The organism is Ruegeria sp. CF5 (assembly GCF_056537325.1).
This window is the reverse complement of the sequence record NZ_JBQFRI010000005.1, coordinates 125,068-150,142: the sequence shown is the minus strand read 5'-3', so window position 1 is coordinate 150,142 and position 25,075 is coordinate 125,068. Positions and strand designations below refer to the sequence as shown.

The following is a 25,075-nucleotide window of genomic DNA, read 5'->3' as shown; positions in this document are numbered from 1 at the left end:
TCTAAAGGAATCGGGGTTAAGCCTTGATTGAAATTGATCGAGGGAGAAGCCCCGATGTTCTCGGACCTGAACGTCTTTAAGATATCGTACGCAATGGCAACACATGCCGGTCAACGACAAGCTGTCATATCCCGGAACATGGCCAATGCAGACACCCCGGGATACCGCGCACGCGATCTGGTGGCCTTTCAGACGGCCTATGGAAAGCAGGGTGCCGACTCCGAAATGACTGCTACGCGCAGCGGCCATCTTCAAGGCGCGTCATCCGATGCCCGGGTATGGGCAGAGGTCGTGCGGGACGGTGCCACAGATCCCAATGGAAACGGCGTTTCGGTCGAGCAGGAAGTGCTCAGGGCGGTTGACGTCAAGCGACAGCACGACCGAGCGCTGGCGATCTACCGGTCGTCGCTGAACATTCTGCGTACCGGTCTAGGCAAAGTGTAAGGAGATTGCGGGATGAGTGATTTTGCAAATGCCCTTGCCGCCTCGTCCAGCGCTCTGCGCGCGCAGGCGACCCGATTGCGCCACGTGTCCGAGAACATTTCGAACGCTGACACGCCGGGCTATCGGCGCAAGTCCGTTCCGTTTGAAATGGTCAGCGAAGCAGGCGCTGATCTGGTTCGCACCGGGAAAGTGCGTCTGGACCAAAGTGAGTTGACGCGGGTTTACGACCCCGGTCACCCATTGGCTGATAATGCAGGATTTTATCACGGCTCGAATGTCGATCTGATGATCGAAATTGCCGACGCGCGTGAGGCGCGCCGCAGTTACGAAGCCAATCTGAAAATGTTCGACCAGACCCGACAGATGTCAGCCAGTCTGATGGATCTTCTCCGCAAATAACAAGGACGACCAGAATGGATATCCGCTCAATCAGCGCAGTACAGAACTATGCCTCGGTACGCCCGGCAACGCAGGCCGACCCGAATTCCACAGCGGGGGTTCGTGAGGTTTTTAAGGACTTTGCAGCAACACTGCAACAAAGCGAGCAGGTGGCCCAGTCAGCCATGGTGGGTCAGGCCGATCCTCATGCGCTGGTGCAAGCGCTGGCTCAGACCGAACTCGCCGTCGAAACGGCTGTGATCGTGCGGAACAAGGTCGTCGAGGCCTATCAGGAAATCCTGCGTATGCCGGTTTGAGCGATGTTGAGTGAAGGTCTCTTTTACGACGTTCTGCGTCAGGCGCTTTGGGTCGCGGTGATAACCTCGGTTCCGATTCTGACGGTGGCGTTGGTCGCAGGGCTGGTTGTCGGCCTGTTTCAGGCGCTGACCTCTGTCCAGGAAATGACCCTAACATTCGTGCCAAAACTTTTGGCCATAATCGCGGTTTTCTGGGTCTCGATGGGCTTCATGACCCAAACCCTGGTCACCTTCTTCACCGCCACAATTGTTCCGCTGATTTCAGGAGGCCGCTGATGGATACGGCATATATCACTTTGTCCCGTCAATCGGGTCTGATGAATGAAATACGAGTGGTCGCCAACAATATCGCCAATGCCAACACCACCGGGTACCGGCAGCAGGGGCTCGTGTTTTCTGAGTTTGTCAGGGACATGGGACATCAGCCATCACTCTCGATGGCGCGGGCACAGACCCGGAGCACATCTCAGCAGCAGGGTGTCCTGACCCAGACCGGCGGACAGTTTGACTTTGCGATCGAAGGCGAGGGGTTCTTTATGCTGGAAACCCCATCCGGTCCCCGCCTGACCCGGGCCGGAAGTTTCACACCGAATGCTGAAGGCGATCTTGTTTCAGCCGACGGGTTTCCCGTTCTGGACGCGAACGGCTCTCCGATCTTCATACCGCCGGACGCCACTTCGATTGATGTTGGAAGTGACGGAACGCTGAGTGTCGAAGGCCGCCTGCTGGGCCAGATCGGGACCTATCGGCCTACGGACCCCCACAGTCTTGTCCGGGAGGGCGGCGTTGGATTTCGAATCGAAGGCGACGCGGAACCGTTGGAGGAACCTGTCGTCCTTCGTGGGTTTCTCGAGGGGTCAAATGTCAATGCCATCGAACAGGTTACCCGGCTTGTCGAGGTCCAGCGCGCCTATGAACTTGGGCAAAGCTTCCTCGAGGCCGAGGATGAGAGGGTGCGTAGTGCGCTCAAAACTCTGATGCGCTGATCAATAATCAAAGGAGTTTCCGACATGCGTGCCTTGCAAATTGCAGCTACCGGAATGACCGCACAGCAGATGCGGGTCGAGACTATTTCGAACAACCTCGCGAACATGAACACGATGGGTTACAACGCACGGCGGGCCGAGTTCGCCGATCTGCACTATCAGCAAATGGTCCGGGCGGGCACCGTGAATGCGGCAGACGGCACAGTTCTACCCACCGGCATTCAGCTCGGGCTTGGTGTTCGGCCGGCCGCAGTTACGGTGCAGTTGGCGCAGGGGACATTGTCCGCAACAGGCAGCGATCTGGATATCGCCATCGAAGGCCGGGGATATCTGGAAGTCACGCTGCCCAACGGACAATCTGCGTATACCCGTGATGGCAGCCTCAAGAAATCCGCCGAGGGGCTGATCGTGACGGCCGACGGTTTTGTTGTAACGCCCGAGGTCACAATTCCCGACGATGCACGCTCAATCTCGATCAACGCCTCGGGCGAGGTCTATGCCTATTTCGATGACACGGCCGAAGGGCAGCTGCTGGGTGAACTCACTCTGGCGAGCTTCTCAAATGCCAAGGGGCTGGAGGCGCTCGGCGGCAATCTGTTCAAGGAAACCGAAGCCTCGGGGAGCCCGGTTGTCGGGACACCCGGCGAGGATGGTCTGGGAACCCTGCGTCAGGGATATCTCGAGGATAGCTCGGTCGATGCGGTCCGCGAGGTGACGGAGCTGATCGAAGCGCAGCGTGGCTATGAGATGAACGCCAAGGTCATATCAGCGGTCGATCAGATGATGGGCGCAACGACGCAGGTACGGTGATGAAAACGGTTGCTTTGATACTGGCCCTGACTCACCCGGTGATCGCACAGGCCGAAATCGTCGTGCCCGCGCGAACCATCCGCGCCAAAGAGATCATTCTGGTCGAGGATCTGACCCAAAAACAGGCCGAGGTGCCGAATGCGGTCACGCAAGCGGATGTTCTGATCGGTATGGAAGCGCGCGTGACCCTTTATGCAGGGCGGCCAATTCGCCTGTCGGATGTCGGCCTCCCGGCTTTGGTCGACCGAAACGATCTGGTCACCATCCTCTTCGATCGCGGCGCCCTTTCCATCGCAACAGACGGTCGGGCACTGGGGCGGGGAGCCGAAGGTGAATTCATTCGGGTCATGAACCTGTCGTCACGCACAACCGTCACCGGCCGGATCCGCCCGGACGGCAATATCGAGGTTAAATAATGCAGAATCTCAAGCTTCTGAAACCAGCTTTGTTTGTTCTTCTCGTCACCTCCGCGTGTGGCCGGTTGGATCATCTGGGTAAGCCGCCGAGTTTTACACCCAATTCGGAGTCTCCGGAACATGTCGCGATGCTTTGGCCGGGGCTGCCCCTTCACACCCAGCCCCAGCGCCAAGTTGATCAGTCTTCCTTGTGGAGCGGCGGACAGAACTCTCTGCTGGGGGATCAGCGGGCGATGAAAAAAGGGGATATCCTGACCGTCGTCATCGAAATCGACGAAAAGGCCGAAATCTCGAACGACACCAAGCGCTCGCGTACAGGGGCGGAAACGTTGGGCGTACCGCATCTGTTCGGATATCCACAGCGTGCCGGTGAGAAGTTGCCCGAAGGGGCGTCGCTGGCCGAGGCCGTGTCGATCGATTCCAATTCTGAGACCAAAGGAAAGGGGTCGGTCAAGCGCAAGGAGAAGCTTACCTTGCGGGTCGCAGCGACGGTGGTTGATGTTTTACCCAACGGCGTACTGTCAATTTCCGGTTCGCAGGAACTTCGGGTCAATTTCGAGCTGCGCGAGTTGTTGGTTGCGGGCTATGTCCGCCCCGAAGACATTTCCCGGCAGAACGAAATCACCTATGACAAGATAGCCTCGGCACGCGTTTCCTATGGCGGGCGCGGGCAGATCACGGATGTCCAGCAGCCCCGGTATGGGCAGCAAATCCTTGACACGCTGCTTCCGTTCTGAGGCCTCGTCATGATCAAAAAAGTACTGCCAATACTGTTGCTGATCGGCGGATTTGGGGCCGGAGTGGCAGCAAGCATAGCCCTGAGTCCCCCGATCGAGCCGCAGGCGCAGCAAAGTCAGACGAAAGATGACAAGGCCACAGCAAAGGCTGAAACTGACAAGCAGAAGAAGGAAAACGTGAAGGTCAGTTCGGATACAAAGGATGAAAAGAAAGAACAGCACGAGTATCTGAAGCTGCCCAAACAATTCGTTGTCCCTGTGGTCGAGCAGGATCGGATCGCAGCCTTGGTGACCATGTCTCTCAGCCTGGAAACGCGCGCCGGAGTAAGCGAGGAGATCTATGCGATCGAACCGAACCTGAGGGACGGGTTTCTTCAGGTTCTGTTCGATCATGCCAATGTCGGCGGTTTTGACGGGAATTTCACCCACTCGGACAACCTGCAATTACTGCGGCGCACGCTTTTAGAAGAGGCACAAAAACATCTCGGGACCGACGTGTCCCGGGTTCTGATCATGAGCGTGAGCAGACAGGACACCTGAACGGCCTGACGTGTCAAAGACCGATATCGGATCCGACGCTATGAATGTTTGGTCAGGTTCTTAACGATTTCCCGAACAGCCTCGAGTTGACCGAATGCGTGCCGCAATTCGTCCATCTGTTGTAGTTTCTGCGCGCGTAACCGCGCCAGATCCATGTTTACAGTTCTGCGTGTTCCGGCCTCCCAACCATGCCACAGAATGTCGGCGCCGCAGAGGTGATAGCCCGACGTTTCACTGCCGCTCCTGCGGACCTCGGCCAACTGTTCGTCAAGACGGCTGATCTGACGGTTGAGGACCGCTTCCTGCTCGAGAACAGGCCGGACTTTTTCCAGCTTTTTGAGAAACAGAACCTCAGTCACTTTTCCTAGGTTCGAGAGGGCCGGCTTTTTCATCCCACCTGACCTTTCGCGCGCTTTCTCATGGCTTCTGCAAAGCGGATTGCGGCGGCAACGGGGCGATAATGCTCTGCTGGGATTTCCTGCCCGATTGCGACGGTCGCATGCAGGGCCCGTGCCGTAGGCGGATCCGGGTGAACGGGTACCCCCGCATCTTCGGCGGCAGCCCGGATAGCGGCGGCAATCTCGTCCACGCCCTTGGCGACGCACACTGGCGCTTCGCCCGGTGCGCGCGACCACTTCAGCGCAACCGCGTAATGGGTCGGGTTCACCACCACAACATCGGCAGTTGGAACATCCGCCATCATCTGGTTGGCGGCAATGTCCTGAGCGCGCCTCTGGCGTTGCTGCTTCATGTGCGGGTCTCCTTCCGAGTCTTTTGTTTCGTCAAGGATCTCCTTCCGGGACATTCTGTTTTTGCGAATGTGTTCCGAATATTGCCAAAGGTAGTCAACGACACCGATCATCAAAGCCACTGCAATTACGATGGCCAGAAAACGGGTTAAAAAGTTTACCATCAGCAGGATTGACGATCGCGGTTGTACCGCGCTGGAAGTGATGATTTCCGCAAGATTGGCGCGCAAAAACAATGCCAGGCATACGGAGTACAGGACAAGTTTGACAAAGCTCTTGGCAAATTCGAACAAACCCTGACGGCCAAATTTGTTTTGCGCGTTGGATATGACCGAAATGCGCGACAGTCGGGGCTTCAGTTTGTTTGGTGCAAGTATAAATGCCCGCTGCGCAACGAGGCTAAGAAGAACGGCCGCCGCAGGTATTGCAAAAAAGACCAGCACGGTTACGCCTATACGGGTCGAGATTTCAGCCACGAGGCTTTGGGACGGGCCACGGACAAGCTGCAGCGACAGGGGCCCGGATTGCTCGATCAGTATCAGAAACAGCGTACCCAGTTGTTCAACGGCAATTTTCCCGATTGTCAGAACTGCAATTGCCAGGCCGACATAAGCGGCCACAACCGACAGGTCCGAGGATTTCGCGATCTCTCCTTTCTCGCGCGCTTTCCTGAGCTTGTTCGGCGTCGGTTCGAATGGCTTTTCGCTGTCGTCGTCCTGCGGGTTCACGGCAATTCTCCGAAGGGATTGGCGAAGAACGCGAAAAGCGCATCTGACCAGACCGATAGGATCAAAGGCGCACCGGCAAAAAGCAGGAACAGCCCGGCCAGTGTGATGGCAGGGGCGCCGACGAATGCCACCATCAATTGAGGCATGGCCCGATTGATCACGCCGAGAGCAAGATTATAGACCAGCGACGCAATGACAAAAGGTACAGCCAGAGAAAACGACAGGGAAAATGCCTGGGATATCTGCCCGACACCCCATTCAGAAAGGGTCGCAGCGCTGAGTTGCGTTCCAATGGGCAACATGTCGTAAGTCCGGATCAGAAACTCGGCAGCCCGCACGTGAATTCCCATCAAACAGGCCAATGCGATACCAGCGATCATCAGCAGATATCCCATTGCCGGAACCGGCTCGGCGGCTGCTCCGCCCAGAATTTGCGACAAAGAGGTTGATTGCGCAGCAATCGAGCCTGCGGTCTGTAGGGCCAGAACAAACAGGCGGACGGCTATCCCCATGGCCAGACCGATCACGACCTCGGTCCCGACGAGGCCCAGAAGGGTGGCCAAGTCGGAAGCAACCGACGTGCCCTGAACAGCGGTTGCGATGATCAGCGTAAACGCCAGCGCTGCGCCCAACTTGACCCGGGCGGGAATGGACGGTTCGCCGAAAGCAGGTAACAATGCAACAAAGGCTGAAACACGCAGAAAAACCGTGAACAAATGCCAGAGTTCAAAGCCCAGCATTCCAAGAAGATCGGGTGGCAGCGCAATCATGCAGCGACTGTGCCCACAAGGGCTGGCCGCGCTTCCAGCCCGATTTCCTCGAATGACAGTACCGGATTGGATACGCCACGTGCATGCATGATCATCCGCAGCAGCCTGCGTCGCCTGGACGATGTGGCAAGCGCGGGAAACAGGCCCTGATCGGCGGATGAGGCCATTCGTTCGGCCAAACCATCCGCCAGCTTGTTGAAAAGATCCGGCGGCAATGCGACGTCCAGACCGGACGGGGCCGTGTCGATCTGGTATTGAGCGAACGTATCCTCCCATTCCGGGGCTAACTGAACCAGCGGGATTGATCCATCTTCGCGTTTCAGATCAGCGACCAACTGGAACCCAAGCCTCTGACGTACCTGTTCGCAGATGCCTTCGGGTTGCGTTGTTGTCAGGCGCGCTTCGGCAACGGTTTCCAGGATCAGAGGCATGTTGCGTATGGACACCCTTTCATCCAACAAAAGGCGTAACACAGCGTGCAGCGTGTCGATGGGCACCCTGTCAGGGATCAGTTCGTCCAGCAGTTTTCTGTTGGCTTCGGCCCGGACCGGGTCACTAAGCCGCGTCATCTCCGACAGCAGGCGGCGAAGGGATTTAAGCGTGAGCAGGCGCGCGAAATTCTGCTTGATAATTTCCAGCAGGTGCGTGGCTAGAATTTCCGGCGGCGACACGATTGTGGCCCCGTTCAGCGCAGCGGTCTCCTGATCCTTTGGCAAAATCCAACGGGCGGGGGCGCCATACACCGGTTCGGTAACGTCGTTACCGTCTGGCAGCAGGCCAGGTTCATCCTGAATCAGGGCAAGTACCAGATCAGGGTTCAGCACCCCGCGTGCCTGTTCGACGCCGTGAATGCGGACGACATAAGTTCCTTTGGGCAGATCCGCGCGATCCGTCAGGCGAATCTCCGGCATGACCAACCCATAATTTGACGCCACATATGTCCGCATATTTGTGATCCGAGCGTCCAGGCCGGTGCCGGGGTTTAGCACCATGCTGACAAGATCGGGTGCAAATTCCAGATGCACGTCGTCCAGATCCAGAATATCCCCGATGGCTTGCGTGACTGGCGCCTGCGCCTCACCACGCTCCGTATCCGGTTCTTCGGGTCCGCTTTTTCGCTTGATGGAATAGGCGGCAAAACCAAGAACGCCAGCCCCTAGAATAAAGGGCAGAAACGGCAGACCCGGGACCAAGGCAAACAGAACCATCAGGCCGGCAACCGTTCCCAGCGCCGCCGGGTGGCTGCCCAGCTGTGAGAAGATCGCAGTGTCGGTGGCGCCCTGGGTGCCGCCGCGCGCCAGTAACAAAGCCGAAGCAATCGAAATGATCACGGCTGGGATTTGTGACACCAGCCCGTCACCAACGGTCAGGATGGCATAGGTCTCAAAAGCCGCGGCAATGGGCATGCCATGCACGACGATGCCCATGATTAGGCCCATCACCAGATTGAGCAATGTTATCAATAACCCGGCAATCGCATCGCCCTTGACGAATTTCGAGGCACCATCCAGCGAGCCGAAGAAGGTAGTTTCCTGCTGCTCCAGCTCGCGCCTTTCCTTGGCCTGCTGGTGGTCGATCGCGCCTGCGGACATATCGCTGTCGATGGCAAGCTGCTTGCCCGGCATCCCGTCCAGCGCGAAGCGTGCGCCGACCTCGGCCATGCGGGCCGCGCCCTTTGTGATGACCATGAAATTGACGATCAGCAAGACGCCGAACACGACAAGGCCCAGAAAAATACTGCCGCCCATGATGAATTGGGCGAACCCTTCGATCACGTCGCCCGCTGCGTTAGGGCCAGTGTGACCCTGACCGATAATCAGTTTGGTGGACGAGACATTCAGCGACAGCCGCAGCATCAGCGAGGCAAGGAGGATCGTGGGAAAAGACGAGAACTCCAGCGGCCGTTCGATGAACAGGGTCAGTGTAAAAATCAGGATGGCCAGAGCGAAAGACGCGGCCAGCCCGACATCCAGCACCCAAGCGGGCATGGGCAGGATCATCATGACGATGACCGCCATGAGGGCCAGTGCCAGCAATACGGTGGGGGAAAACAGTGACCGGGCGTCGATTTGGAGCACACGAGCCTCCTAGTTGAGCGCGATGAAGGGCCCGGTATTGGCTGAGACCGGAACGAGGGAGCCGAGCGCCTTGGCCTGCTGCGACCGCTGAGGTACGGCCGGCGATATCAGAGGAATCGCTGCCGTGTGGAATGGGGCTGTTGGCGTGTTTTCATCTTGGAGCAATTGGGTGTCGCCAAGCTGCGCCAAAGCATCCTCAAAACGTTTGGAATACTTAGCTGCCAAAGATTGCGTGCGCGAATGATAGGCGCCAGCGGCAGCAGACCATGTCCCGAGTTCATCATGCAGTTCTTTCAAAAACCGGGCTGCTTGGGTTGCGTTTTCTGCAGGGTCGAACATTGCATCAATGGATCGGAACCGGTGGCCGTGCCATCGGTAATTGATCTGAAAACACCCCACGTCAAAACTGCGCGCACCCGCTTTGAACACCTTGAATACAAACGACTTCGCCTCAACCTCGCTGTTGAACCAGAAACCCTTGCCTTCCAGATTTATGGCCCAGGGCCAGGGCATCACCTGACCATCCCGGTGTCGACCGGTCTCCACGCGGGTGATCGCGCGCAACACGTCAAGAGGCACGCCCTCGGACAAGGCGGCCTGCCGGGCGGCCCGGTCGCAAATCCCAGCCGTGCGAGCATCCGTCGCCGCGCCCGCTGCGGAAACCGACAGGGCGATAAAGACCGGTATGAATATCAGGGCTGGGTATTTGGGCATTCTGCCTGTCCGGGATTCTCTGAGTCACGGACAGGCTATTCAGTCACCGGTTTACAGACGGTTATCGTAAACCGCCAACCGGTGAAAAACCCGCCCCGGTTTCAGGGCGGGCACAATTGTTCTCAGATGTCGAATTTGACACCCTGCGCCAGCGGCAGTTCCGCCGAATAGTTTACGGTATTGGTCTGACGGCGCATGTAAGCTTTCCACGCGTCCGATCCGCTTTCGCGACCGCCACCGGTTTCCTTTTCGCCACCAAACGCACCACCGATTTCTGCGCCCGAAGGCCCGATGTTGACGTTGGCGATGCCGCAATCTGAACCGGCCGCCGACAGGAATTGCTCTGCCTCACGCATATTCAGCGTGAAGACGCACGAGGATAGCCCCTGCGGAACGTCATTCTGGATATCCAGCGCGTCCGCAAAAACGTCATACCCCATCACATAAAGAATGGGTGCGAAGGTTTCGGTCTTTACGACGTCAGACTGCCCGGGCATCTCGACAATAGCCGGTTCCATATAGACGCCGCCTTCGGGTACGTCCTTGGTGACCCGGGCGCCGCCGTGGACCGTTCCGCCTTCGGCCTTGGCCGCTTCAAGGGCTGCAGTCATGGCTGCGCCGGATGCTTCATCGATCAACGGGCCGACAAGCGTTCCATCGGACAGAGGATTGCCAATAGGCAGGCCCGAATAGGCTTTGCTGAGCCGTGCCACGAGATCGTCCTTGATCGAGTTGTGCGCGATCAGCCGCCGCAGTGTGGTGCAGCGCTGACCAGCGGTGCCGACAGCGGAAAACACGATGGCGCGCACTGCCATTTCCAGATCGGCGGAAGGCCCGACGATCATGGCGTTGTTACCGCCCAGTTCCAGAATGGATTTGCCAAAGCGCTGGGCGACAATGGGTGCGACGGCCCGGCCCATGCGGGTGGAGCCGGTAGCCGAAATGATCGGAACATCCTCACTTTCAACCAGAGCCTTGCCCAGATCCGCGCCTCCGATCAGGGTTTGCAGCAGATGATCCGGCGCATCGCCAAAGCGGGCGATGGCACGTTCAAAAATCTTCTGGCACGCCAGCGCGGTCAGAGGTGTCTTTTCGGACGGCTTCCAGATCACTGGGTCACCGCAAACCAACGCCAGTGCCGTGTTCCACGACCAGACCGCGACTGGAAAGTTGAACGCGGTAATCACACCAACCGGCCCGGCGGGGTGCCATGTCTCCATCATCCGGTGGCCGGGGCGTTCGCTGGCGATGGTCAGGCCGTATAGCTGGCGCGATAGTCCAACGGCGAAATCGCAGATGTCGATCATCTCCTGCACTTCGCCCAGCCCTTCGGACGTGATCTTGCCTGCCTCCCAGCTAACAAGCGCGCCCAGTTCATCTTTGGCGGCGCGCAGCTCTTCGCCCAGCAGGCGGATCAATTCGCCGCGGCGAGGTGCCGGGACCGTGCGCCAAGCCTTGAACGCAGCTTTGGAGTTGGCAAAGATCCGGTCCATATCCGACGCGGGTGTTTCGTGCACTTCGGCCAAAAGGCCGCCGTCTATCGGCGAGTTCACCCGCAACGTACCGCCGCTCAGCTCGGCGGCGCTCAGGCCCAGTTTCGAAAGGGTGGTTTCAGCGGTCATGACAATGTCTTTCATGTCTCAGGCTGCCTTATTCTGTTCAGTTACGTCCCCCGCCCGGTACAGGCGGCCAAATTCGGTGTTCAGGAAATCTGCAAGCTTCACCTGCTCTTGCCGTACAAATCCCTTTGACGGCAGCGCACCGGTCCGCATCAGGTCGACGACGCCCAGTACGCCTGCGGCGGTGGTGATCTGGATGGCGCTCCAGACTTGCCCGTCGATCACACGGCTGAAGGATTTATTGATCAGCGACTTCTCACGAAGCTCGCCATTGATCAGGCCTTTGGCGGTGCAATAGACCAGCACCACGTCCTGATCGGTGCGGGGCAGGGCGGCTTCGAAAATTTCCTTCAGCAAATCGCGGCGGCGTTCCAGTCCCAGATCCGACAACAGCAGCTTGAGGATGTCGCGGTGACCCGGGTACCTGATCGAGCGATAGGATACCGCCCGCGCCTTGCCATCCAGCGTTTCGGGCAGGGTGCCAAGACCACCTGAGGTGTTGAAACATTCGTATTCTACGCCGTCGTGGCCCAGAATTTCATAATCCTCCAGCGGCGCGGTCTTGACGCGTTCGCCGTTTACGATTGCATCGCAGGGATTGCAGTATTCGTTGATCAGACCGTCGGTCGACCAGGTGAGATTGTATTTCAGCGCGTTGGTCGGATACAGCGGCAGCGCGCCTACCCGCATGTGCAGGCTGTCCAGTTCGTCGAAATCGTGAGCCAGCGCCGATCCTGCGATGCCAACAAATCCCGGTGCCAAACCACATTGGGGCATGAACGCGGTTTGGCTGTCCCCAGCCAGTTCGCGTACCGCATTTGTCGCAGCCACGTCCTCAGTCAGGTCGAAATAATGGGCACCTGCCTCTTTCGCCGCTTGCGCGATGGTTGGGGTCAGGAAAAACGGTGCTGCGGAAATAACCGCATCAAAGCCGCGCAAGCCCTCGGCCAGTCCCGATGCATCGCCAGCGTCGATCTGTTTGGTTGCAACGCCCATCTTTTTGAGCACTGCCAGTGCCGCAAGATCGTTATCGGCAACGGTTACCGAATAATTCGGCGAGGTTTTCAGTAGTGTCGCTATCATCTGGCCGATTTTCCCGGCTCCGATAACGCATATGTTCCAGCGCATTGCTCGTTTCCTTCCTTTTTCAGAAAGCCTGACGAATGCGCTGTTCGGTTTGTAGGGATCAGAGTGACGATATGAGTCTTGATGCCGTCATTATGACGACATTATCGTCAATGTGTTATCTGCGATCGATACGGCGCCCAAAAACCACGCTGGTATTGGTGCGCAGGACGCCGGGAATTGCAGCCAGTTCATCGACGAGGATATCCAGATCCTCGATCCTGGGCGCCTCGGCTGACAGCAAAAGATCATAATCGCCATTGATCGACAGACACAGTTTGATCTCGGGATACGCTTCGAGCCGCTTGATGATGCGCGAGGTTTCCTTTTGCTGCACTTCCAGCATGACCACCACGTTCACTCTGGGTTCGTCCTGAGGGTCGCGCAGCACGACCGAATATCCGGCAATCACGCCGCGATCTTCCATTCGGCTGATGCGTTCGTGCACGGTCGTGCGGGCGACACCAAGCTTGGCCGCGATCCCAGTTGTTGAGGCCCGCGCATTGTGTTGCAGGGCCGCTATGATGAGGCGGTCGAGTTGATCCATAAGGACTCCGCGTCAGAGTGTCTTTTCCCGACTTGGCACCAATTCAGCGGTACGCTCAAGGCTCTTTCGGATAGCTTGGGTGCAGATCGTCTATAATAACAGGATGGCGGTGTACCCCACTCCCGGTCAGGTGCGGGTGATCAGAAGGTAACCCATCGTGCGTGTGTTCAACGGGGCCTGCGTCTTTGCGGGGCCAGACCAGAAAGGCGGCAACGATCCCGAAGATCGACGTCGTTGCCAGAACCGCCAGTGCAACGGTTGCGCCGCTGACAGTCATCAGCCAGCCGGACAGTGGATACAGAACCAGCCAGCAGGCGTGTGATAGCGTGAACTGAGCCGCAAATACCGCGGGCCTGTCTTCGGGATGCGCCGATCGTGTCAGCAAACGACCCGATGGCGTCAGAGTCGTGGAATACCCGAACCCGACCGCGGCCCAGGCCACCGTCAGCAGGGACAAGGTAAACGGAAACGTTGCGGTTACGATTGCCGTGGCCGCCATTGCCCCGGTTCCCAGCGCTGCACCTGCCAGCATGACACGCCGATCCTCAATCCGTTCCAGCAGGCGCGGCAGGGCAAAGGCTGCCAGCATGGAACCGCCGCCAAACCCGGCCAGCGCGATTGCGACCGCACTTTCGGCCAGGCCCATGTCTGCGCGGACCAGAACAACGGTGTTCACGATCACCATCGAACTGAGCGCCGCGGCTGACCAGCTCAGTCCCAGCAAGCCCCGCAATCTGGGGGTTTTCAGATATATCCGGATGCCGCGTGTCGTACGTTCGTATACCCCTCGTCGTTCGGACGGTTTGGGGGACGGCAGCGCAACCGAAACGACCAGCAGTGCCGATGCGACAAAGCCAAGTCCCGTGCCCCAGAACAAGCTGTCAAAGCTGACAATCAGCAGCAGCATCGCCGCCAGCATGGGGCTGAGCAGGCTTTCCATGTCCATGGCCAGACGCGATAGCGACAGCGCCCTTGTGTAATCTTTTTCGTCGGTCAGCACATCCGGAATCGTGGCCTGAAATGCCGGAGTGAACCCTGCCGAGGCCGATTGCAGCGCGAAGATCAGCACATAGACCTGCCAGACCTCGGTCACGAACGGCAGGCAAACCGCCACGGCTGCGCGCACCAGATCCAGCGCCACCAGCATCCGGCGGCGGTCGAGCCTTTCAGCAAATGCCGCGGCGATCGGCGCGACAGTCACATAGGCGGCCATCTTGATGGTCAGGGCCGTGCCCAACACCATGCCAGCCGCGTCACCGGCCAGCTCAAAGGCAAGCAACCCCAGTGCGATCGTGGCCAGACCCGTACCGGTCAACGCAACGATCTGGGCTGCGAAGAGATGCCGATAGGTTCTGTTTCGCAAAATGTTCAGCATAGGTCACAGGTACTTTGTGATGGCCTTGAAATCCTCCACCCCGCCTTGGTCGTTATCGGCGGACAGGCAGTGGTCGATATGGTCGTGGATCAGCGCACGTTTGGCATTGGTTATTGCCTTCTCTACTGCAAAGAGTTGCTGCGCGATATTGGTGCAGGGTGCCTGATCATCCAGCATGGCAATCACCTTTGCCAGATGACCCTGAGCCCGCTTGAGGCGTGCCGAGATTTGCGGATGGGATTCGTGAATATGAGTGGTCATGTTAATATCCCTATCCTCCCCATGGGGATATTGTCAACTTTTGACGACGGGTCAGGCCGGCTATGTGCGTGTGACGTTGAGTTTGCCGGGCAAACCTCCTATCTCGGTGTCGACAAGGCACAAAGGACGACTCCGTGGCGAACCATCTGTATAAAAACGACCTGCCCGACGGGTTGGACCTTGGCCCGATTGTGGCCATCGACTGTGAGACCATGGGTCTGAACCCCCATCGCGACCGGTTGTGCGTGATCCAAATGTCGGGCGGCGATGGCAACAGTCATATCGTTCAGGTCGAAAAGGGTCAGACTTCGGCGCCAAACCTGTGCGCCATGCTGGAAAATCCGGACGTTCTGAAACTGTTCCATTTCGGACGTTTCGATATCGCAGCGATGTACCAAACCTTTGGCGCACTGGCCGCACCGGTCTACTGCACAAAAATCGCCAGCCGTCTTGTACGCACTTACACCGACCGGCACGGGCTCAAGAACCTGTGTCAGGAGATGCTGGGGATCGACATCTCAAAGCAACAGCAGATGAGCGATTGGGGGGCGGAGCAGCTGACCGATGCTCAGTTGGAATATGCAGCCTCGGATGTGCTGTACCTGCACCGGCTGCGGGATGCGCTGAACAAGCGGTTGGCCCGCGAGGACCGGATTGAAATGGCACAGGCCTGTTTCGATTTTCTGCCCATGCGCGCCCGGCTTGATCTGGCTGGCTGGCCCGAAACGGATATATTTGCACACTCATGACCGATACCGACTCATTCCTCAGAACCGCACGACAGGTCATTGCCGACGAGGCACGGGCGCTTGATGCTCTGGCCGATGGTCTTGATGATCATTTCGCCGAAGCGGTTGATCTGATTCTGCAGGCACAGGGCCGCATCATCGTCAGCGGCATCGGCAAGTCCGGCCATATCGGTCACAAGATCGCGGCAACGCTGGCCAGCACGGGAACGCCCGCCTATTTCGTGCATCCGGCCGAGGCCAGTCATGGCGATCTGGGCATGTTGTCCAAAGGCGACGTTGTTCTGGCGATCTCGAATTCCGGCGAAGCACCCGAGCTGGCAAATCTGCTGGCCTTTACCCGCCGGTTCGACATTCCGCTGATCGGACTGTCCAGCAAGCCCGAAAGCACACTGATGAAACAGGCCGATGTACATCTGCTGATACCGTCGATGGGCGAGGCCTGCGGCTTTGGCATGGTGCCTTCGATCTCGACCACGCTGACGCTGGCGATGGGGGACGCGTTGGCAATTGCGCTGATGAAATACCGCGACTTCCAGCCCGAGGACTTCCGCGCTTTCCACCCCGGCGGCAAACTGGGTGCGCGTCTGAGCACTGTGCGCGACCTGATGCACGCTGACACGCCACTGGTGGCGTCGGGCACTCTCATGAGCGAAGCCCTGCTTGTCATGACCCAGAAAGGCTTTGGTGTTGTTGGTGTGACCGACGCTCAGGGTAGACTATTGGGAATTGTCACCGATGGTGACCTGCGTCGCCATATGCAGGGGCTGCTGGAACTGACGGTGGATCAGGTCATGACCACCGATCCGCGAACCATCGGTCCGGACGAGCTCGCCGAAAAAGCGGTGGCACTGATGACCATGCAAACGCCCAAGATCACCTGCCTGTTCGTCGTGGATCCACAGGGCAATGGCTCGACGCAAGGTATTTTGCACATCCACGACTGCCTGCGCGTCGGTCTGGGCTAGGAGGGTACGGCGATGGACGGCTATTCCCGCATGGTGCAGTTCCTCAAGGTTCTGCTGCCGCTGGCGGCGATTGTGCTGCTGTCCACGGTGTTCCTGCTGTCGCGCAGTATCGATACGGATGTGTCCAGCCCCTTTAGCCAGCAGGACATTGACGAGCGGCTTGAGGGCCAGTTGGTCACCCGGCCTCATTATCGGGGCACGACCCGCAAAGGCGAAGAAGTTGAGGTGGAAGCGGTGCGGGCCAGTCCGGGTGATAACGCCTCAACCGTCGATGCGTCGGTTTTGCGCGGCCACTATCGCCTGTTGAATGGCAGGGAAATCGTTCTGGATTCCAACGCCGGTACGGTCCGGCCGGATGAGGGAACGGCCACCTTTGTCGGCGATGTCATAATCACGACAACCGACGGGATGCAGTTGACAACCGATTTGCTCAATACATCTCTGGACGAGATCAGGGGCGATACACCGGGCGAAGTTCGGGGAACAGGCCCTATCGGTAACTTTACCGCAGGCCGTATGACATTCGGGACTGAAAAAAAGGATGGGCCGGTCCATATTCTTTTTACAGATGGTGTGAAATTGATATATGAGCCTCCAAAAGCAGAAAGATAACCTGTGTTCGATTTTCGTGTAGTTTCACTGTCTGTTGTCCTGGCGTTTGGTGCGGTATCTGCATCCGCTCAGGAAACTCAGGTTGCGTTCGGATCCGTGAACAACGACCCGACCCTGCCGGTCGAAGTGACTTCGAAAACGCTGAACGTGAATCAGGAAGACGGTTCGGCTGAATTTCTGGGCGACGTGATCGTGATTCAGGGAGAGATGCGCCTAACGGCTGAACGTGTGCTGGTCATCTACAACGAAGAGCAATCCGCGATCGAACGAATGGAAGCGACCGAGAATGTGGTTCTGGTCAGCCCGCCTGATGCGGCCGAAGGCGATTGGGCTGAATATACGATCGAGTCGGGCGTCATCGTGATGAAAGGCAACGTGTTGTTGTCACAGGGGCCCAGCACCATCAGCGGCGATCAGATGAACGCGAATCTGACAACCGGACTGGCGACAGTGACTGGCAGAGTGAAAACAATCCTGCATACGGAGCAGAATTGATGGCAACACCGAAACTATCCGTTGCCAACGGTTCATCCGGGCTCAGGATCGAAAAGCTGCGGAAATCCTACCGCAAGAAAACGGTCATCCGTGACGTTTCAATGACGCTCGACCGGTCCGAAGTGGTGGCGCTGCTGGGACCAAACGGATCCGGCAAGACAACAACTTTCTATTCGGTTGCGGGGCTGGTTTTCCCCGAAGCGGGAACCGTGACCATCGATGGCCAGAACGCCACGACACTTCCGATGTACCGGCGCGCGCGCATGGGAATTGGCTATCTGCCGCAGGAGATGTCGATTTTTCGCGGGCTGAGCGTTGAAGACAACATCGCCGCCGTTCTCGACATCACGGTGGATCATGCCCACAGGCGGAAGGAACGCCTTGAGGAGCTGCTTTCCGATTTCTCCATCGAGCATCTGCGCCGCGCGCCCGCACTGGCCTTGTCGGGCGGTGAACGGCGCCGGGTCGAGATTGCGCGCTGTCTGGCGGCGGACCCGAAATACCTGCTGCTGGACGAACCGTTTGCCGGGGTGGATCCGATCAGTGTCGGCGATATCCGACATCTGGTTGCGGATCTGAAAAAGCGCGGAATCGGCGTTCTGATCACTGATCATAACGTGCGGGAAACGCTGGAAATTGTCGATCGCGCCTACATTTTGCACGACGGTCAGGTTCTGATGTCCGGAACGCCGGATGAAGTTGTAGAAAACGAGAACGTGCGCCGGGTGTATCTGGGCGAAAACTTCAAGATTTCATGAGCTTGAGCGGAATTGCGCTGGGTGCATGGCGGAAATCGCGTATATACACGACTGTTTTGATTGACTCTGCCGCCGTCTCTTGCCTCAATTGCCACATGGTATTTCTTCGGTTCCAGTCTGGATCGCGATATCCCTTCTCGGAAGGGTTCAATAACAGACAACCGCGGAACATGCCCCGTCCCACCACCCGATAAAAAAACGGATCGCTGCGATTTGCGGCGTCAGAATGGGTGTGAATTGTGAAGGAGATCACATGCGTTACCAAATCAGCGGAAAACAGATCGACATCGGCGCAGCACTGCAGACACACGTGCAGACCGAGCTGGGTGAGGTCGTGGGCAAATATGCCCAGAGACCGACCGACGCCAACGTCATCTTTTCCCGTTCGGCGCATGAATATGTATGCGAAACCACCGTCCATCTGTCGACCGGCCTGACGGCACAGGCCAAGGCGCACGCCACTGAAATCTACGCTGCGTTCGAAGGTTGTTGCGACAAGATGGAAACGCAGCTGCGCCGGTACAAGCGTCGCCTCAAGGACCATCACCGGGACCGCTCCGAGCCGGTTGAACTCTTTGGTGCGTCGTCCTATATCCTCGCGTCGGACGATTCGGGAGCTACGGGTGAGCCGGACTCTCTGCAGCCGATCATCGTGGCCGAAATGGAAACCAAGATCCCGTCGCTCAGCGTGGGTGAGGCTGTAATGCAAATGGAACTTGCGGGCGCTCCGGTGCTTGTGTTCCGGAATGAGAACAAAGACGGATTGAATGTCGTTTACCGCCGGGAAGACGGAAATATCGGCTGGATCGATCCGTAACAGGCAAGTGTAACTTGGGCGAACCTCTGCAGATGCCGGGGTTTGCCATGGAGCGTGATCATGGAGCTTTCGAGTATCCTAAGACCTGAGGCGGTTCGCGTGCTGTCGGCTGCGTCGAGCAAGAAAAGGCTGTTTCAGGAAATTGGCGACGTCGCTGCCAGTGCCCTGAAACTTGAAGCGCCGATGGTCGTCGAATCCCTGCTTGAGCGCGAAAGCCTTGGGCCAACCGGTGTTGGCCACGGGGTCGCCCTTCCGCATGCCCGTTTGCCGCAACTGGATTGTGTCGCCGGTGTATTTGTAATGCTGGAGAAGCCGATCGATTTCGGCGCGGTGGACCGACAACCGGTCGACATCGCCTTTTCGCTCTTTGCGCCAGAAGACGCCGGTGTCGAACATCTCAAGGCGCTGGCACTTGTGTCGCGCACGCTACGGGATTCGGCGGTCTGCACCAAACTGCGGGCCAACCCCGATCCGGTAAAGCTCTATGCGATTCTGACCGAAGCACAATCCGTGCAAGCGGCCTGAGAATCAGGAACAAAAGAAAAAGCCCCCGGATTTCGGGGGCTTTTTCTTTGGGCTTTGTAATTCAGGTTATCCGCCAGCACCCATTTCCAGCGTCCACCAAATCTTGCCGCCGCCTTCCTGATGCCAGGAGAATCCCATCTGTGTGGCCTTGGGGTCCATGATAACCGAACGCGGGCCCGGTTCTTCCATCCAGGCGGCCAGTGTTTCGGTTTCGGTTTCGTAGGTCTCGGAAATGGCTTCGCCCAGAAATGTTCCGAAATATCCAACACGTGCTGCACGATCGATAGGCGAAGACCCGTCTGAGCCAAAGTGCCAGGGCCTGTTTTGCCGCGCCATGTCCTTGGAATGGGTTGCCGCAGCGGCGTTCAACTGCGCGTTCAGCTGCACCGGCTGAATGCCCGAAGCCTGACGCAGCGCATTGACCGAATCGAGCATGCGAAACTGGATTTTTTCCGGGTTGCCGCGAATCTTGTAGACAGTGGGCAATGGCCTGCCATCCGAACCAAGAGCGGATGTGTTGGAAGAATCGGTACATGCCGCCAGTGCGACCAAGCAAATTGCCAAAATGGAAAAGATACGCGTCATGATCGGCCTTGTCATTGTGATGCAAAGCGAAATAGCCTGCTATGCGCCCCGTAGCAAATGCGCAGTGGCGGAACATTGCATGATTCTGCCGGTTTGATTTGCGACTGAGGCATTCTGGCAATAAACTGCCGAGAGATTTCAAGTGCCAACGTGATAAAGGACCGTATCCATGGTCAAGAAACACATTCAATCTTCGACACGGCGCGGCTTTCTGGCTAGCGCGACTGCGGTACTGGCAACACCCGCGATTGCCCAGTACATTCCCGGCGATCCTTTGCGACCGGCGCCCGAGCCTGAACCCGCCGTCCGGCGCAACGTATCGGGCTTCCGCGCGCTGGACTGGCAGCCGTATTTTTCGAATACACGGAATGGCGCGATACTGGTCGATACGGTATCGCGGGCGCTGCACTACTGGTCCGACGACCAGTCGGTCTACAAACTTTACCCATCTTCGGTTCCGCTGACCGAGGAACTGACGCGTCGCGGTCGTACAAGTGTGATCCGCAAGGTCGAGGGGCCAAGCTGGTCGCCAACGCCTTCGATGAAGAAAAGAAACCCGGAATGGCCTGACCATATCCCGCCGGGGCCGGATAACCCCCTGGGAACGCACGCTTTGTATCTGAGCTGGAAATATTACCGTATCCACGGCACGCATGACACACGCAAGATCGGGCGTCGATCATCGAACGGTTGTATCGGGCTGTACAACGAACACATTTCCGAGCTGTTCTCAATGACGAAGGTCGGCACGCAAGTGTTGCTAATTTGACGACATTTTCCGGTGCCAAGCCGCTTGGCGCGCAAGTTGCAATTGCAATCCAGCCGCATTGCTGATTAGAAAAAACCACGAGGTAAGTCTTGGGTGCGCGGTTCAAATATGTAGAATCGCGCAAATTCTGGAGGTTAATATGAAGAAACTCGTTCTCGCTGCTGCTCTGACTGCTGCTGCTTCGACCGCTTATGCCGGTAACCTGGAAGAGCCGATTGTTGAAGCACCGGTTGTCGTCGAAGAGACACAGGGCACTTCGAGCGGCATCGTTCTGCCGCTGGTTCTGCTGGTTCTGGTCGGCATCGCTGTTGCAGCAAGCTAAGACGACGCAAGTCATCAAAGAAAAGGCGGTGGAATTTTCCACCGCCTTTTTTTATGCCACGCGGCCGCCGTGGATCAGTCAAGCCAGCCGCTGAGGTTGTCCCGGGCGACCTTGCTCAATGCGGCGATGTGCGAATCGTCATCGTTCAGGCATGGGATGTAGGTGAAGTTATTGCCACCTGCCTCTTCAAAGCTTTCCCGAATCTCTTCGTTGATCTCTTCAAGGGTTTCGATGCAGTCAGCGGAAAAGGCCGGGGCAATGACGGCGATGTTCTTCTTGCCCTGTCTGGCCAGTTCGGCCACGTGATCCACCGTATAGGGTTTCAGCCACTCTTCCGGACCAAATCGGGACTGGAACGTTGAAACGAGCTGATCATCGCTCCAGCCCAACCGCTCCTGCAGCAGTCTGGTCGTCTTGACGCATTGGCAGTGATACGGATCGCCCTGCTGCAAATACCGCTCCGGCATGCCGTGATAGGAACAGACCAGAATATCCGGTTTGGAGCCCATCGCTGCATAAGCACGCTCCACCGATTGCGCCAACGCGTCGATATAGTCGGGTTGGTCAAAATAGGCCGGAACCGTACGTGCAGCCGGTTGCCATGCTTCCTCCATCAGCGCGCGGAAAAACTGGTCGTTTGCGGTTGCTGACGTTGCCCCGGCATATTGCGGGTAAAGCGGGAAAAACAGGATGCGCTCGCAGCCTGCGGCGACCATTTCCCGAACCTTCGATTTGGTTGACGGGTTGCCGTAGCGCATGCAGAAATCCACCATCACCCGGTCACCATAATGGGCCTCTATCATCTGGCGGAATTTCGCGGTCTGGCTTTTGGTGATGCTCATCAGCGGGCTTTCGCCCTTGTCGTGATTCCAGATCGATTTGTACGCTGCTCCTGAGCTGAACGGGCGTTTGGTCAGGATGATCGCCTGCAGGATTGGCTGCCATTTCCATGCGGGATAGTCGATCACCCGTTTGTCCGACAGAAACTCGTTCAGGTATCGGCGCATCGGCCAATAGGAATAGTCGTCGGGTGTTCCCAGATTGGCCAGAAGAATTCCGACGCGGCCCATCTTTACCTTCGGATGATCGGCTGGCGCATGAGCGGGGCGGGTGGCGTCAAACATTGAGGCTTCCAGATTTCATTCGTTCCGACCTCAGATAAAGGGAATTGCGCGCGCGTCAATCGGACAGATTGTTCTCGTCAGTACCCAGTGCATCAGCCAGCCGAGCCGTGGCCGATCCGGGACGCAACGGTTTGGGCTGACTTGCATCCGGCGACCATCCGGTCAGGCAGATCAGGTCGAACGTCGCGGTCAGGCGGCCTTGGGGCGTGGCAAAGTTCTGCGCGTAAATTGACTGTGCCCGCTCGAACACGGCTCGTCGCGTGGGGTGTCTTAGGCGTCCGGTCAGGGTGTTCGTTTCCCCCATGGCGCGCAGATCGTGCATCAGGTGCCAGATATCCCGGTATTCGGCTTTCAGCGCCACGTTGTCCGCGACCGGCAGGGCCAGCCCTGCGCGCTGCAGCAGGGCACCCAGTTCCCTCAGCTCTCCCATTGGGGCGATTCGCGGGCTGAGACCACCGGTCACTTCGACTTCGGCCTGACCAAGCGCCGCGCGCATTTCTTGCAGCGTTTCGCCGCCCAGACATATCGCCAGCATCAGACCGTCGGGCGACAGGGCGTGATTGCACTGGATCAACTGGCCCACCGGGTCGTTTGCCCAGTGCAGTGCCATGGCATGGACAACAAGATCATGTCGACCGGGTTCCAGCGCAAGCACATCGTCATCCGAAACGATCACCGCCCCGGGCAGAACGTCTTGCCACAGGTGTGGAAACGGGGTCACGACAGCGGGTGTCGTAAACGACCTGTTAACCATGGACAGACGATCCTGCACCTCGGTCACAGCGGCGCGATGCAGAAACAAGGCGTTATCGCTGGCGCGGGAGCGGCGCGACGCAAGGGCGGTCCGGTCGAAAAGAGAGGGTGCATTTGGTGCTGGCATTTTCATGACCCGCAGTTATCGCATGTGGCGCGGATTTCAAACCGCCGTTGAACTTGTCTATCCCCCGCGTTGTCTGGCCTGCGGTGACTTGGTGACGACTGACTTCGGCCTTTGCGGCCCGTGCTGGTGCCAGACACCCTTTATCGCCGGGGTGGTCTGCGAAAGCTGTGGCACGCCTCTGCCGGGCGAGGTTGATGGATATCGGGCCGAATGCGATGACTGCATGGCATCTCCGCGGTTGTGGCGCGATGGCCGCGCCGCCCTGCTGTATCAGGGGCAGGCGCGAAAGCTGATCTTGTCACTCAAACATGGCGACAGGCCGGAACTGGCGCGCCCCGCCGCGCGTTGGATGGCGCAGAGCGGCAGAGAGATGTTCCACGACAACATGCTGATCGCTCCGGTTCCGTTGCATTGGTCGCGTCTGGTCCGTCGACGTTATAATCAATCGGCGCTACTTGCGCAGTATCTTGGCCGGGAATGCGGGCTGCCGGTGTGTCCCGATCTGCTCAGGCGCCGCATCCGCACGCCGGTTCTGGATGGGAAAACTGCCACCGAGCGCTCGGCAGCACTTTCAAATGCTATCGTTACGCACCCCGGACGGCGCCGCCTGATTGCCGGGCGCGATGTGCTGTTGATCGACGATGTCATGACGTCGGGGGCGACATTGACTGCTTGCGCGCGGGCCTGTCTTGAGGCCGGCGCAAATCATATTTTCGTGTTGGTACTGGCGCGCGTTGCCAAGGATGCCTAATTCCCCCAAGATCACGCGGAACTCCAAGGGAACGGATCATGAAAACGGTTGAAATCTATACTTCGCCGCTCTGCGGCTTTTGCCACGCTGCCAAGCGGTTGCTGAAACAGAAAGGCGTTGAATTCAGTGAAATCGACGTTCTGATGCATCCCAAGCGTAAACCCGAGATGATCCAGCGCGCAGGTGGCCGTCGAACGGTACCGCAGATTTTCATCGGTGAAACCCATGTGGGCGGATGCGACGATCTGTATGACCTTGAACAGAGCGGTAAGCTTGATCCGCTTCTGGCAGCCTGATGAAGTCCGCCCTGCTGCAGATCACGTCCTCTGACGACCCTTTGGAAAATCTGGCCATGGTGCAGGCCATGATGGCCGAGGCCGCAGGGCAGGGTGCCCGATTCATTCTGACGCCCGAGGTGACGAACTGCGTCTCGACCAGCACTACGCGGCAGCGCGAGATTTTGCAGCACGAAGAGGATGACCAGACGTTGTCGGGGCTGCGCGAACAGGCGGCAAAGCTGGGCGTTTGGCTGCTGATCGGGTCGCTGGGTATCAAAACCCACGACGCGGACGGCCGCTTTGCCAACCGGTCCTTCATGATTGACCCGCAGGGGCAGATCGTGGCCCGGTACGACAAGATTCACATGTTCGACGTACAGGTCACCGAATCGGAAACGTTCCGCGAATCTGCCAACTATCGCCCCGGTGCCCGGGCAGTGATTGCGGAAACCGGGTTCGGGAAGGTGGGAATGACCATCTGCTATGATGTGCGGTTTCCGCACCTTTATGCGGCGTTGGCGCAGTCTGGCGCGCGCATTCTGACCGTGCCAGCGGCGTTTTCGCCGGTGACGGGGGCAGCGCATTGGCAATCGCTGCTTCGTGCGCGGGCTATTGAAACGGGATGCTGGGTGATCGCGCCCGCGCAGACCGGGGAACATCCGAAAACGCGCGGAAAGACGCGATATACCCATGGTCACAGCATGGTCGTCGCCCCGTGGGGAGAGGTGCTGATCGACGCAGGGACCGATCCTGGCATTCACTTTTTCGATTTGGATGATAAGTCTGTTGCAGAAGCACGCCAACGCGTGCCCTCTCTGACTCACGTCCGTCCCTTTGACGGCCCCTGACCC

Annotated in this window: 34 protein-coding genes; 21 read left to right on the top strand and 13 right to left on the bottom strand. The window is 58.1% G+C overall.

Features of this window, described 5'->3' with window-relative positions; genetic code table 11:
- Positions 1 to 54: 54 nt before the first annotated feature.
- The 9 genes from ACR0NW_RS13755 to ACR0NW_RS13715 are packed head-to-tail and all read left to right on the top strand — an operon-like array spanning position 55 to position 4,628.
- On the top strand, positions 55 to 444 hold the full coding sequence (locus tag ACR0NW_RS13755; protein WP_480450980.1) for a FlgB family protein: 390 nt from the start codon (positions 55 to 57) through the stop codon (positions 442 to 444).
- Positions 445 to 456: 12 nt separating this feature from the next.
- Positions 457 to 843 carry a flagellar basal body rod protein FlgC gene (gene flgC, locus ACR0NW_RS13750; RefSeq protein WP_480450744.1) on the top strand — a complete coding sequence of 129 codons (387 nt, stop codon included), beginning with the start codon at positions 457 to 459 and terminating at the stop codon, positions 841 to 843.
- A gap of 14 nt (positions 844 to 857) precedes the next feature.
- The gene (gene fliE / locus ACR0NW_RS13745) at positions 858 to 1,139 is read left to right on the top strand and encodes a flagellar hook-basal body complex protein FliE (RefSeq protein ID WP_480450743.1); all 282 of its coding nucleotides are present in this window, start codon (positions 858 to 860) and stop codon (positions 1,137 to 1,139) included.
- A 3-nt stretch (positions 1,140 to 1,142) separates the two neighbouring features.
- Positions 1,143 to 1,415 carry a flagellar biosynthetic protein FliQ gene (locus tag ACR0NW_RS13740; protein ID WP_170653767.1) on the top strand — a complete coding sequence of 91 codons (273 nt, stop codon included), beginning with the start codon at positions 1,143 to 1,145 and terminating at the stop codon, positions 1,413 to 1,415.
- Positions 1,415 to 2,125, top strand: a complete 711-nt coding sequence (locus tag ACR0NW_RS13735) for a flagellar hook-basal body complex protein (protein ID WP_480450741.1) — start codon at positions 1,415 to 1,417, stop codon at positions 2,123 to 2,125. Before ACR0NW_RS13740 ends, ACR0NW_RS13735 begins: the two co-directional genes overlap by 1 nt.
- Positions 2,126 to 2,149: 24 nt before the next feature.
- The gene (gene flgG, locus ACR0NW_RS13730; RefSeq protein WP_480450740.1) at positions 2,150 to 2,935 is read left to right on the top strand and encodes a flagellar basal-body rod protein FlgG; all 786 of its coding nucleotides are present in this window, start codon (positions 2,150 to 2,152) and stop codon (positions 2,933 to 2,935) included.
- Complete coding sequence (flgA, locus tag ACR0NW_RS13725) at positions 2,935 to 3,351, top strand: flagellar basal body P-ring formation chaperone FlgA (RefSeq protein ID WP_480450739.1); 417 nt, start codon at positions 2,935 to 2,937, stop codon at positions 3,349 to 3,351. The genes flgG and flgA overlap by 1 nt, the downstream gene beginning before the upstream one ends.
- Complete coding sequence (flgH, locus tag ACR0NW_RS13720) at positions 3,351 to 4,088, top strand: flagellar basal body L-ring protein FlgH (protein WP_480450737.1); 738 nt, start codon at positions 3,351 to 3,353, stop codon at positions 4,086 to 4,088. The genes flgA and flgH overlap by 1 nt, the downstream gene beginning before the upstream one ends.
- 9 nt (positions 4,089 to 4,097) lie before the next feature.
- A complete protein-coding gene (locus ACR0NW_RS13715; protein WP_480450735.1) occupies positions 4,098 to 4,628 on the top strand; it encodes a flagellar basal body-associated FliL family protein in 531 nt (176 codons plus the stop codon).
- Between the two features lie 38 nt (positions 4,629 to 4,666).
- Here ACR0NW_RS13715 and ACR0NW_RS13710 read toward each other — a convergent pair whose 3' ends face one another.
- The 10 genes from ACR0NW_RS13710 to ACR0NW_RS13665 all read right to left on the bottom strand — a co-directional run bounded on the left by ACR0NW_RS13710 (position 4,667) and on the right by ACR0NW_RS13665 (position 14,594).
- Positions 4,667 to 5,020: a hypothetical protein gene (locus ACR0NW_RS13710; protein ID WP_480450733.1), complete on the bottom strand. Its 354-nt coding sequence runs from the start codon at positions 5,018 to 5,020 to the stop codon at positions 4,667 to 4,669.
- Positions 5,017 to 6,105 (bottom strand): flagellar type III secretion system protein FlhB, encoded by a 1,089-nt coding sequence (gene flhB, locus ACR0NW_RS13705; protein ID WP_480450732.1) that lies wholly within the window; start codon positions 6,103 to 6,105, stop codon positions 5,017 to 5,019. Before flhB ends, ACR0NW_RS13710 begins: the two co-directional genes overlap by 4 nt.
- Positions 6,102 to 6,875, bottom strand: a complete 774-nt coding sequence (locus ACR0NW_RS13700; protein WP_480450731.1) for a flagellar biosynthetic protein FliR — start codon at positions 6,873 to 6,875, stop codon at positions 6,102 to 6,104. Before ACR0NW_RS13700 ends, flhB begins: the two co-directional genes overlap by 4 nt.
- A complete protein-coding gene (gene flhA / locus ACR0NW_RS13695; RefSeq protein WP_480450978.1) occupies positions 6,872 to 8,893 on the bottom strand; it encodes a flagellar biosynthesis protein FlhA in 2,022 nt (673 codons plus the stop codon). Before flhA ends, ACR0NW_RS13700 begins: the two co-directional genes overlap by 4 nt.
- A gap of 69 nt (positions 8,894 to 8,962) precedes the next feature.
- Positions 8,963 to 9,667 carry a transglycosylase SLT domain-containing protein gene (locus ACR0NW_RS13690; protein ID WP_480450729.1) on the bottom strand — a complete coding sequence of 235 codons (705 nt, stop codon included), beginning with the start codon at positions 9,665 to 9,667 and terminating at the stop codon, positions 8,963 to 8,965.
- A 122-nt stretch (positions 9,668 to 9,789) separates the two neighbouring features.
- The gene (amaB, locus tag ACR0NW_RS13685) at positions 9,790 to 11,304 is read right to left on the bottom strand and encodes an L-piperidine-6-carboxylate dehydrogenase (RefSeq protein ID WP_480450728.1); all 1,515 of its coding nucleotides are present in this window, start codon (positions 11,302 to 11,304) and stop codon (positions 9,790 to 9,792) included.
- Between the two features lie 3 nt (positions 11,305 to 11,307).
- On the bottom strand, positions 11,308 to 12,414 hold the full coding sequence (locus ACR0NW_RS13680; protein WP_480450726.1) for a saccharopine dehydrogenase family protein: 1,107 nt from the start codon (positions 12,412 to 12,414) through the stop codon (positions 11,308 to 11,310).
- A gap of 115 nt (positions 12,415 to 12,529) precedes the next feature.
- Entirely contained in the window at positions 12,530 to 12,958 is a 429-nt protein-coding gene (locus ACR0NW_RS13675; protein ID WP_480450724.1) for an Lrp/AsnC family transcriptional regulator, read from the bottom strand.
- A 55-nt stretch (positions 12,959 to 13,013) separates the two neighbouring features.
- Positions 13,014 to 14,333, bottom strand: a complete 1,320-nt coding sequence (locus ACR0NW_RS13670) for an MFS transporter (RefSeq protein ID WP_480450722.1) — start codon at positions 14,331 to 14,333, stop codon at positions 13,014 to 13,016.
- Positions 14,334 to 14,336: 3 nt separating this feature from the next.
- A complete protein-coding gene (locus ACR0NW_RS13665; RefSeq protein WP_480450720.1) occupies positions 14,337 to 14,594 on the bottom strand; it encodes a metal-sensing transcriptional repressor in 258 nt (85 codons plus the stop codon).
- Between the two features lie 134 nt (positions 14,595 to 14,728).
- Between ACR0NW_RS13665 and ACR0NW_RS13660 the strand changes: the two genes are divergently transcribed.
- From ACR0NW_RS13660 to ACR0NW_RS13630, 7 genes are all read left to right on the top strand, one after another.
- Positions 14,729 to 15,343 (top strand): ribonuclease D, encoded by a 615-nt coding sequence (locus ACR0NW_RS13660; protein WP_480450719.1) that lies wholly within the window; start codon positions 14,729 to 14,731, stop codon positions 15,341 to 15,343.
- Positions 15,340 to 16,308 carry a KpsF/GutQ family sugar-phosphate isomerase gene (locus ACR0NW_RS13655; protein ID WP_480450717.1) on the top strand — a complete coding sequence of 323 codons (969 nt, stop codon included), beginning with the start codon at positions 15,340 to 15,342 and terminating at the stop codon, positions 16,306 to 16,308. The genes ACR0NW_RS13660 and ACR0NW_RS13655 overlap by 4 nt, the downstream gene beginning before the upstream one ends.
- A 12-nt stretch (positions 16,309 to 16,320) precedes the next feature.
- Positions 16,321 to 16,920 (top strand): LPS export ABC transporter periplasmic protein LptC, encoded by a 600-nt coding sequence (lptC, locus tag ACR0NW_RS13650; protein WP_170653821.1) that lies wholly within the window; start codon positions 16,321 to 16,323, stop codon positions 16,918 to 16,920.
- Positions 16,921 to 16,923: 3 nt separating this feature from the next.
- Entirely contained in the window at positions 16,924 to 17,415 is a 492-nt protein-coding gene (locus tag ACR0NW_RS13645) for an LptA/OstA family protein (RefSeq protein WP_480450715.1), read from the top strand.
- Positions 17,415 to 18,173: an LPS export ABC transporter ATP-binding protein gene (gene lptB, locus ACR0NW_RS13640; RefSeq protein WP_170653825.1), complete on the top strand. Its 759-nt coding sequence runs from the start codon at positions 17,415 to 17,417 to the stop codon at positions 18,171 to 18,173. Before ACR0NW_RS13645 ends, lptB begins: the two co-directional genes overlap by 1 nt.
- Positions 18,174 to 18,426: 253 nt before the next feature.
- Entirely contained in the window at positions 18,427 to 18,990 is a 564-nt protein-coding gene (gene hpf, locus ACR0NW_RS13635) for a ribosome hibernation-promoting factor, HPF/YfiA family (protein WP_170653827.1), read from the top strand.
- A 60-nt stretch (positions 18,991 to 19,050) separates the two neighbouring features.
- Positions 19,051 to 19,515, top strand: a complete 465-nt coding sequence (locus ACR0NW_RS13630; protein WP_170653829.1) for a PTS sugar transporter subunit IIA — start codon at positions 19,051 to 19,053, stop codon at positions 19,513 to 19,515.
- Positions 19,516 to 19,581: 66 nt separating this feature from the next.
- Here ACR0NW_RS13630 and dalA read toward each other — a convergent pair whose 3' ends face one another.
- Complete coding sequence (gene dalA, locus ACR0NW_RS13625) at positions 19,582 to 20,100, bottom strand: divisome-associated lipoprotein DalA (RefSeq protein ID WP_170653831.1); 519 nt, start codon at positions 20,098 to 20,100, stop codon at positions 19,582 to 19,584.
- 169 nt (positions 20,101 to 20,269) lie between these two features.
- Here dalA and ACR0NW_RS13620 point away from each other — a divergent pair, with 169 nt between their 5' ends.
- Together ACR0NW_RS13620 and ACR0NW_RS13615 are read left to right on the top strand one after the other, a co-directional pair.
- Positions 20,270 to 20,869 (top strand): L,D-transpeptidase, encoded by a 600-nt coding sequence (locus ACR0NW_RS13620; protein ID WP_480450714.1) that lies wholly within the window; start codon positions 20,270 to 20,272, stop codon positions 20,867 to 20,869.
- Between the two features lie 139 nt (positions 20,870 to 21,008).
- Positions 21,009 to 21,191, top strand: a complete 183-nt coding sequence (locus ACR0NW_RS13615) for a hypothetical protein (protein WP_170653835.1) — start codon at positions 21,009 to 21,011, stop codon at positions 21,189 to 21,191.
- 74 nt (positions 21,192 to 21,265) lie between these two features.
- On the opposite strand, the gene hemH is transcribed toward ACR0NW_RS13615, so the two are convergent.
- Both hemH and ACR0NW_RS13605 read right to left on the bottom strand, forming a co-directional pair.
- Complete coding sequence (hemH, locus tag ACR0NW_RS13610) at positions 21,266 to 22,315, bottom strand: ferrochelatase (RefSeq protein WP_480450712.1); 1,050 nt, start codon at positions 22,313 to 22,315, stop codon at positions 21,266 to 21,268.
- A gap of 55 nt (positions 22,316 to 22,370) precedes the next feature.
- Positions 22,371 to 23,201 (bottom strand): class I SAM-dependent methyltransferase, encoded by an 831-nt coding sequence (locus tag ACR0NW_RS13605; RefSeq protein WP_480450711.1) that lies wholly within the window; start codon positions 23,199 to 23,201, stop codon positions 22,371 to 22,373.
- Between ACR0NW_RS13605 and ACR0NW_RS13600 the strand changes: the two genes are divergently transcribed.
- Genes ACR0NW_RS13600 through ACR0NW_RS13590 form a run of 3 tightly spaced genes read left to right on the top strand, consistent with a single transcriptional unit; the run spans position 23,200 to position 25,072 of the window.
- Positions 23,200 to 23,946, top strand: a complete 747-nt coding sequence (locus ACR0NW_RS13600; RefSeq protein ID WP_480450709.1) for a double zinc ribbon domain-containing protein — start codon at positions 23,200 to 23,202, stop codon at positions 23,944 to 23,946. The two genes, ACR0NW_RS13605 and ACR0NW_RS13600, sit on opposite strands and share 2 nt — an antisense overlap.
- A gap of 38 nt (positions 23,947 to 23,984) precedes the next feature.
- Positions 23,985 to 24,242: a glutaredoxin 3 gene (grxC, locus tag ACR0NW_RS13595; protein WP_480450707.1), complete on the top strand. Its 258-nt coding sequence runs from the start codon at positions 23,985 to 23,987 to the stop codon at positions 24,240 to 24,242.
- A complete protein-coding gene (locus ACR0NW_RS13590) occupies positions 24,242 to 25,072 on the top strand; it encodes a carbon-nitrogen hydrolase family protein (protein ID WP_480450706.1) in 831 nt (276 codons plus the stop codon). Before grxC ends, ACR0NW_RS13590 begins: the two co-directional genes overlap by 1 nt.
- Positions 25,073 to 25,075: the final 3 nt, after the last annotated feature.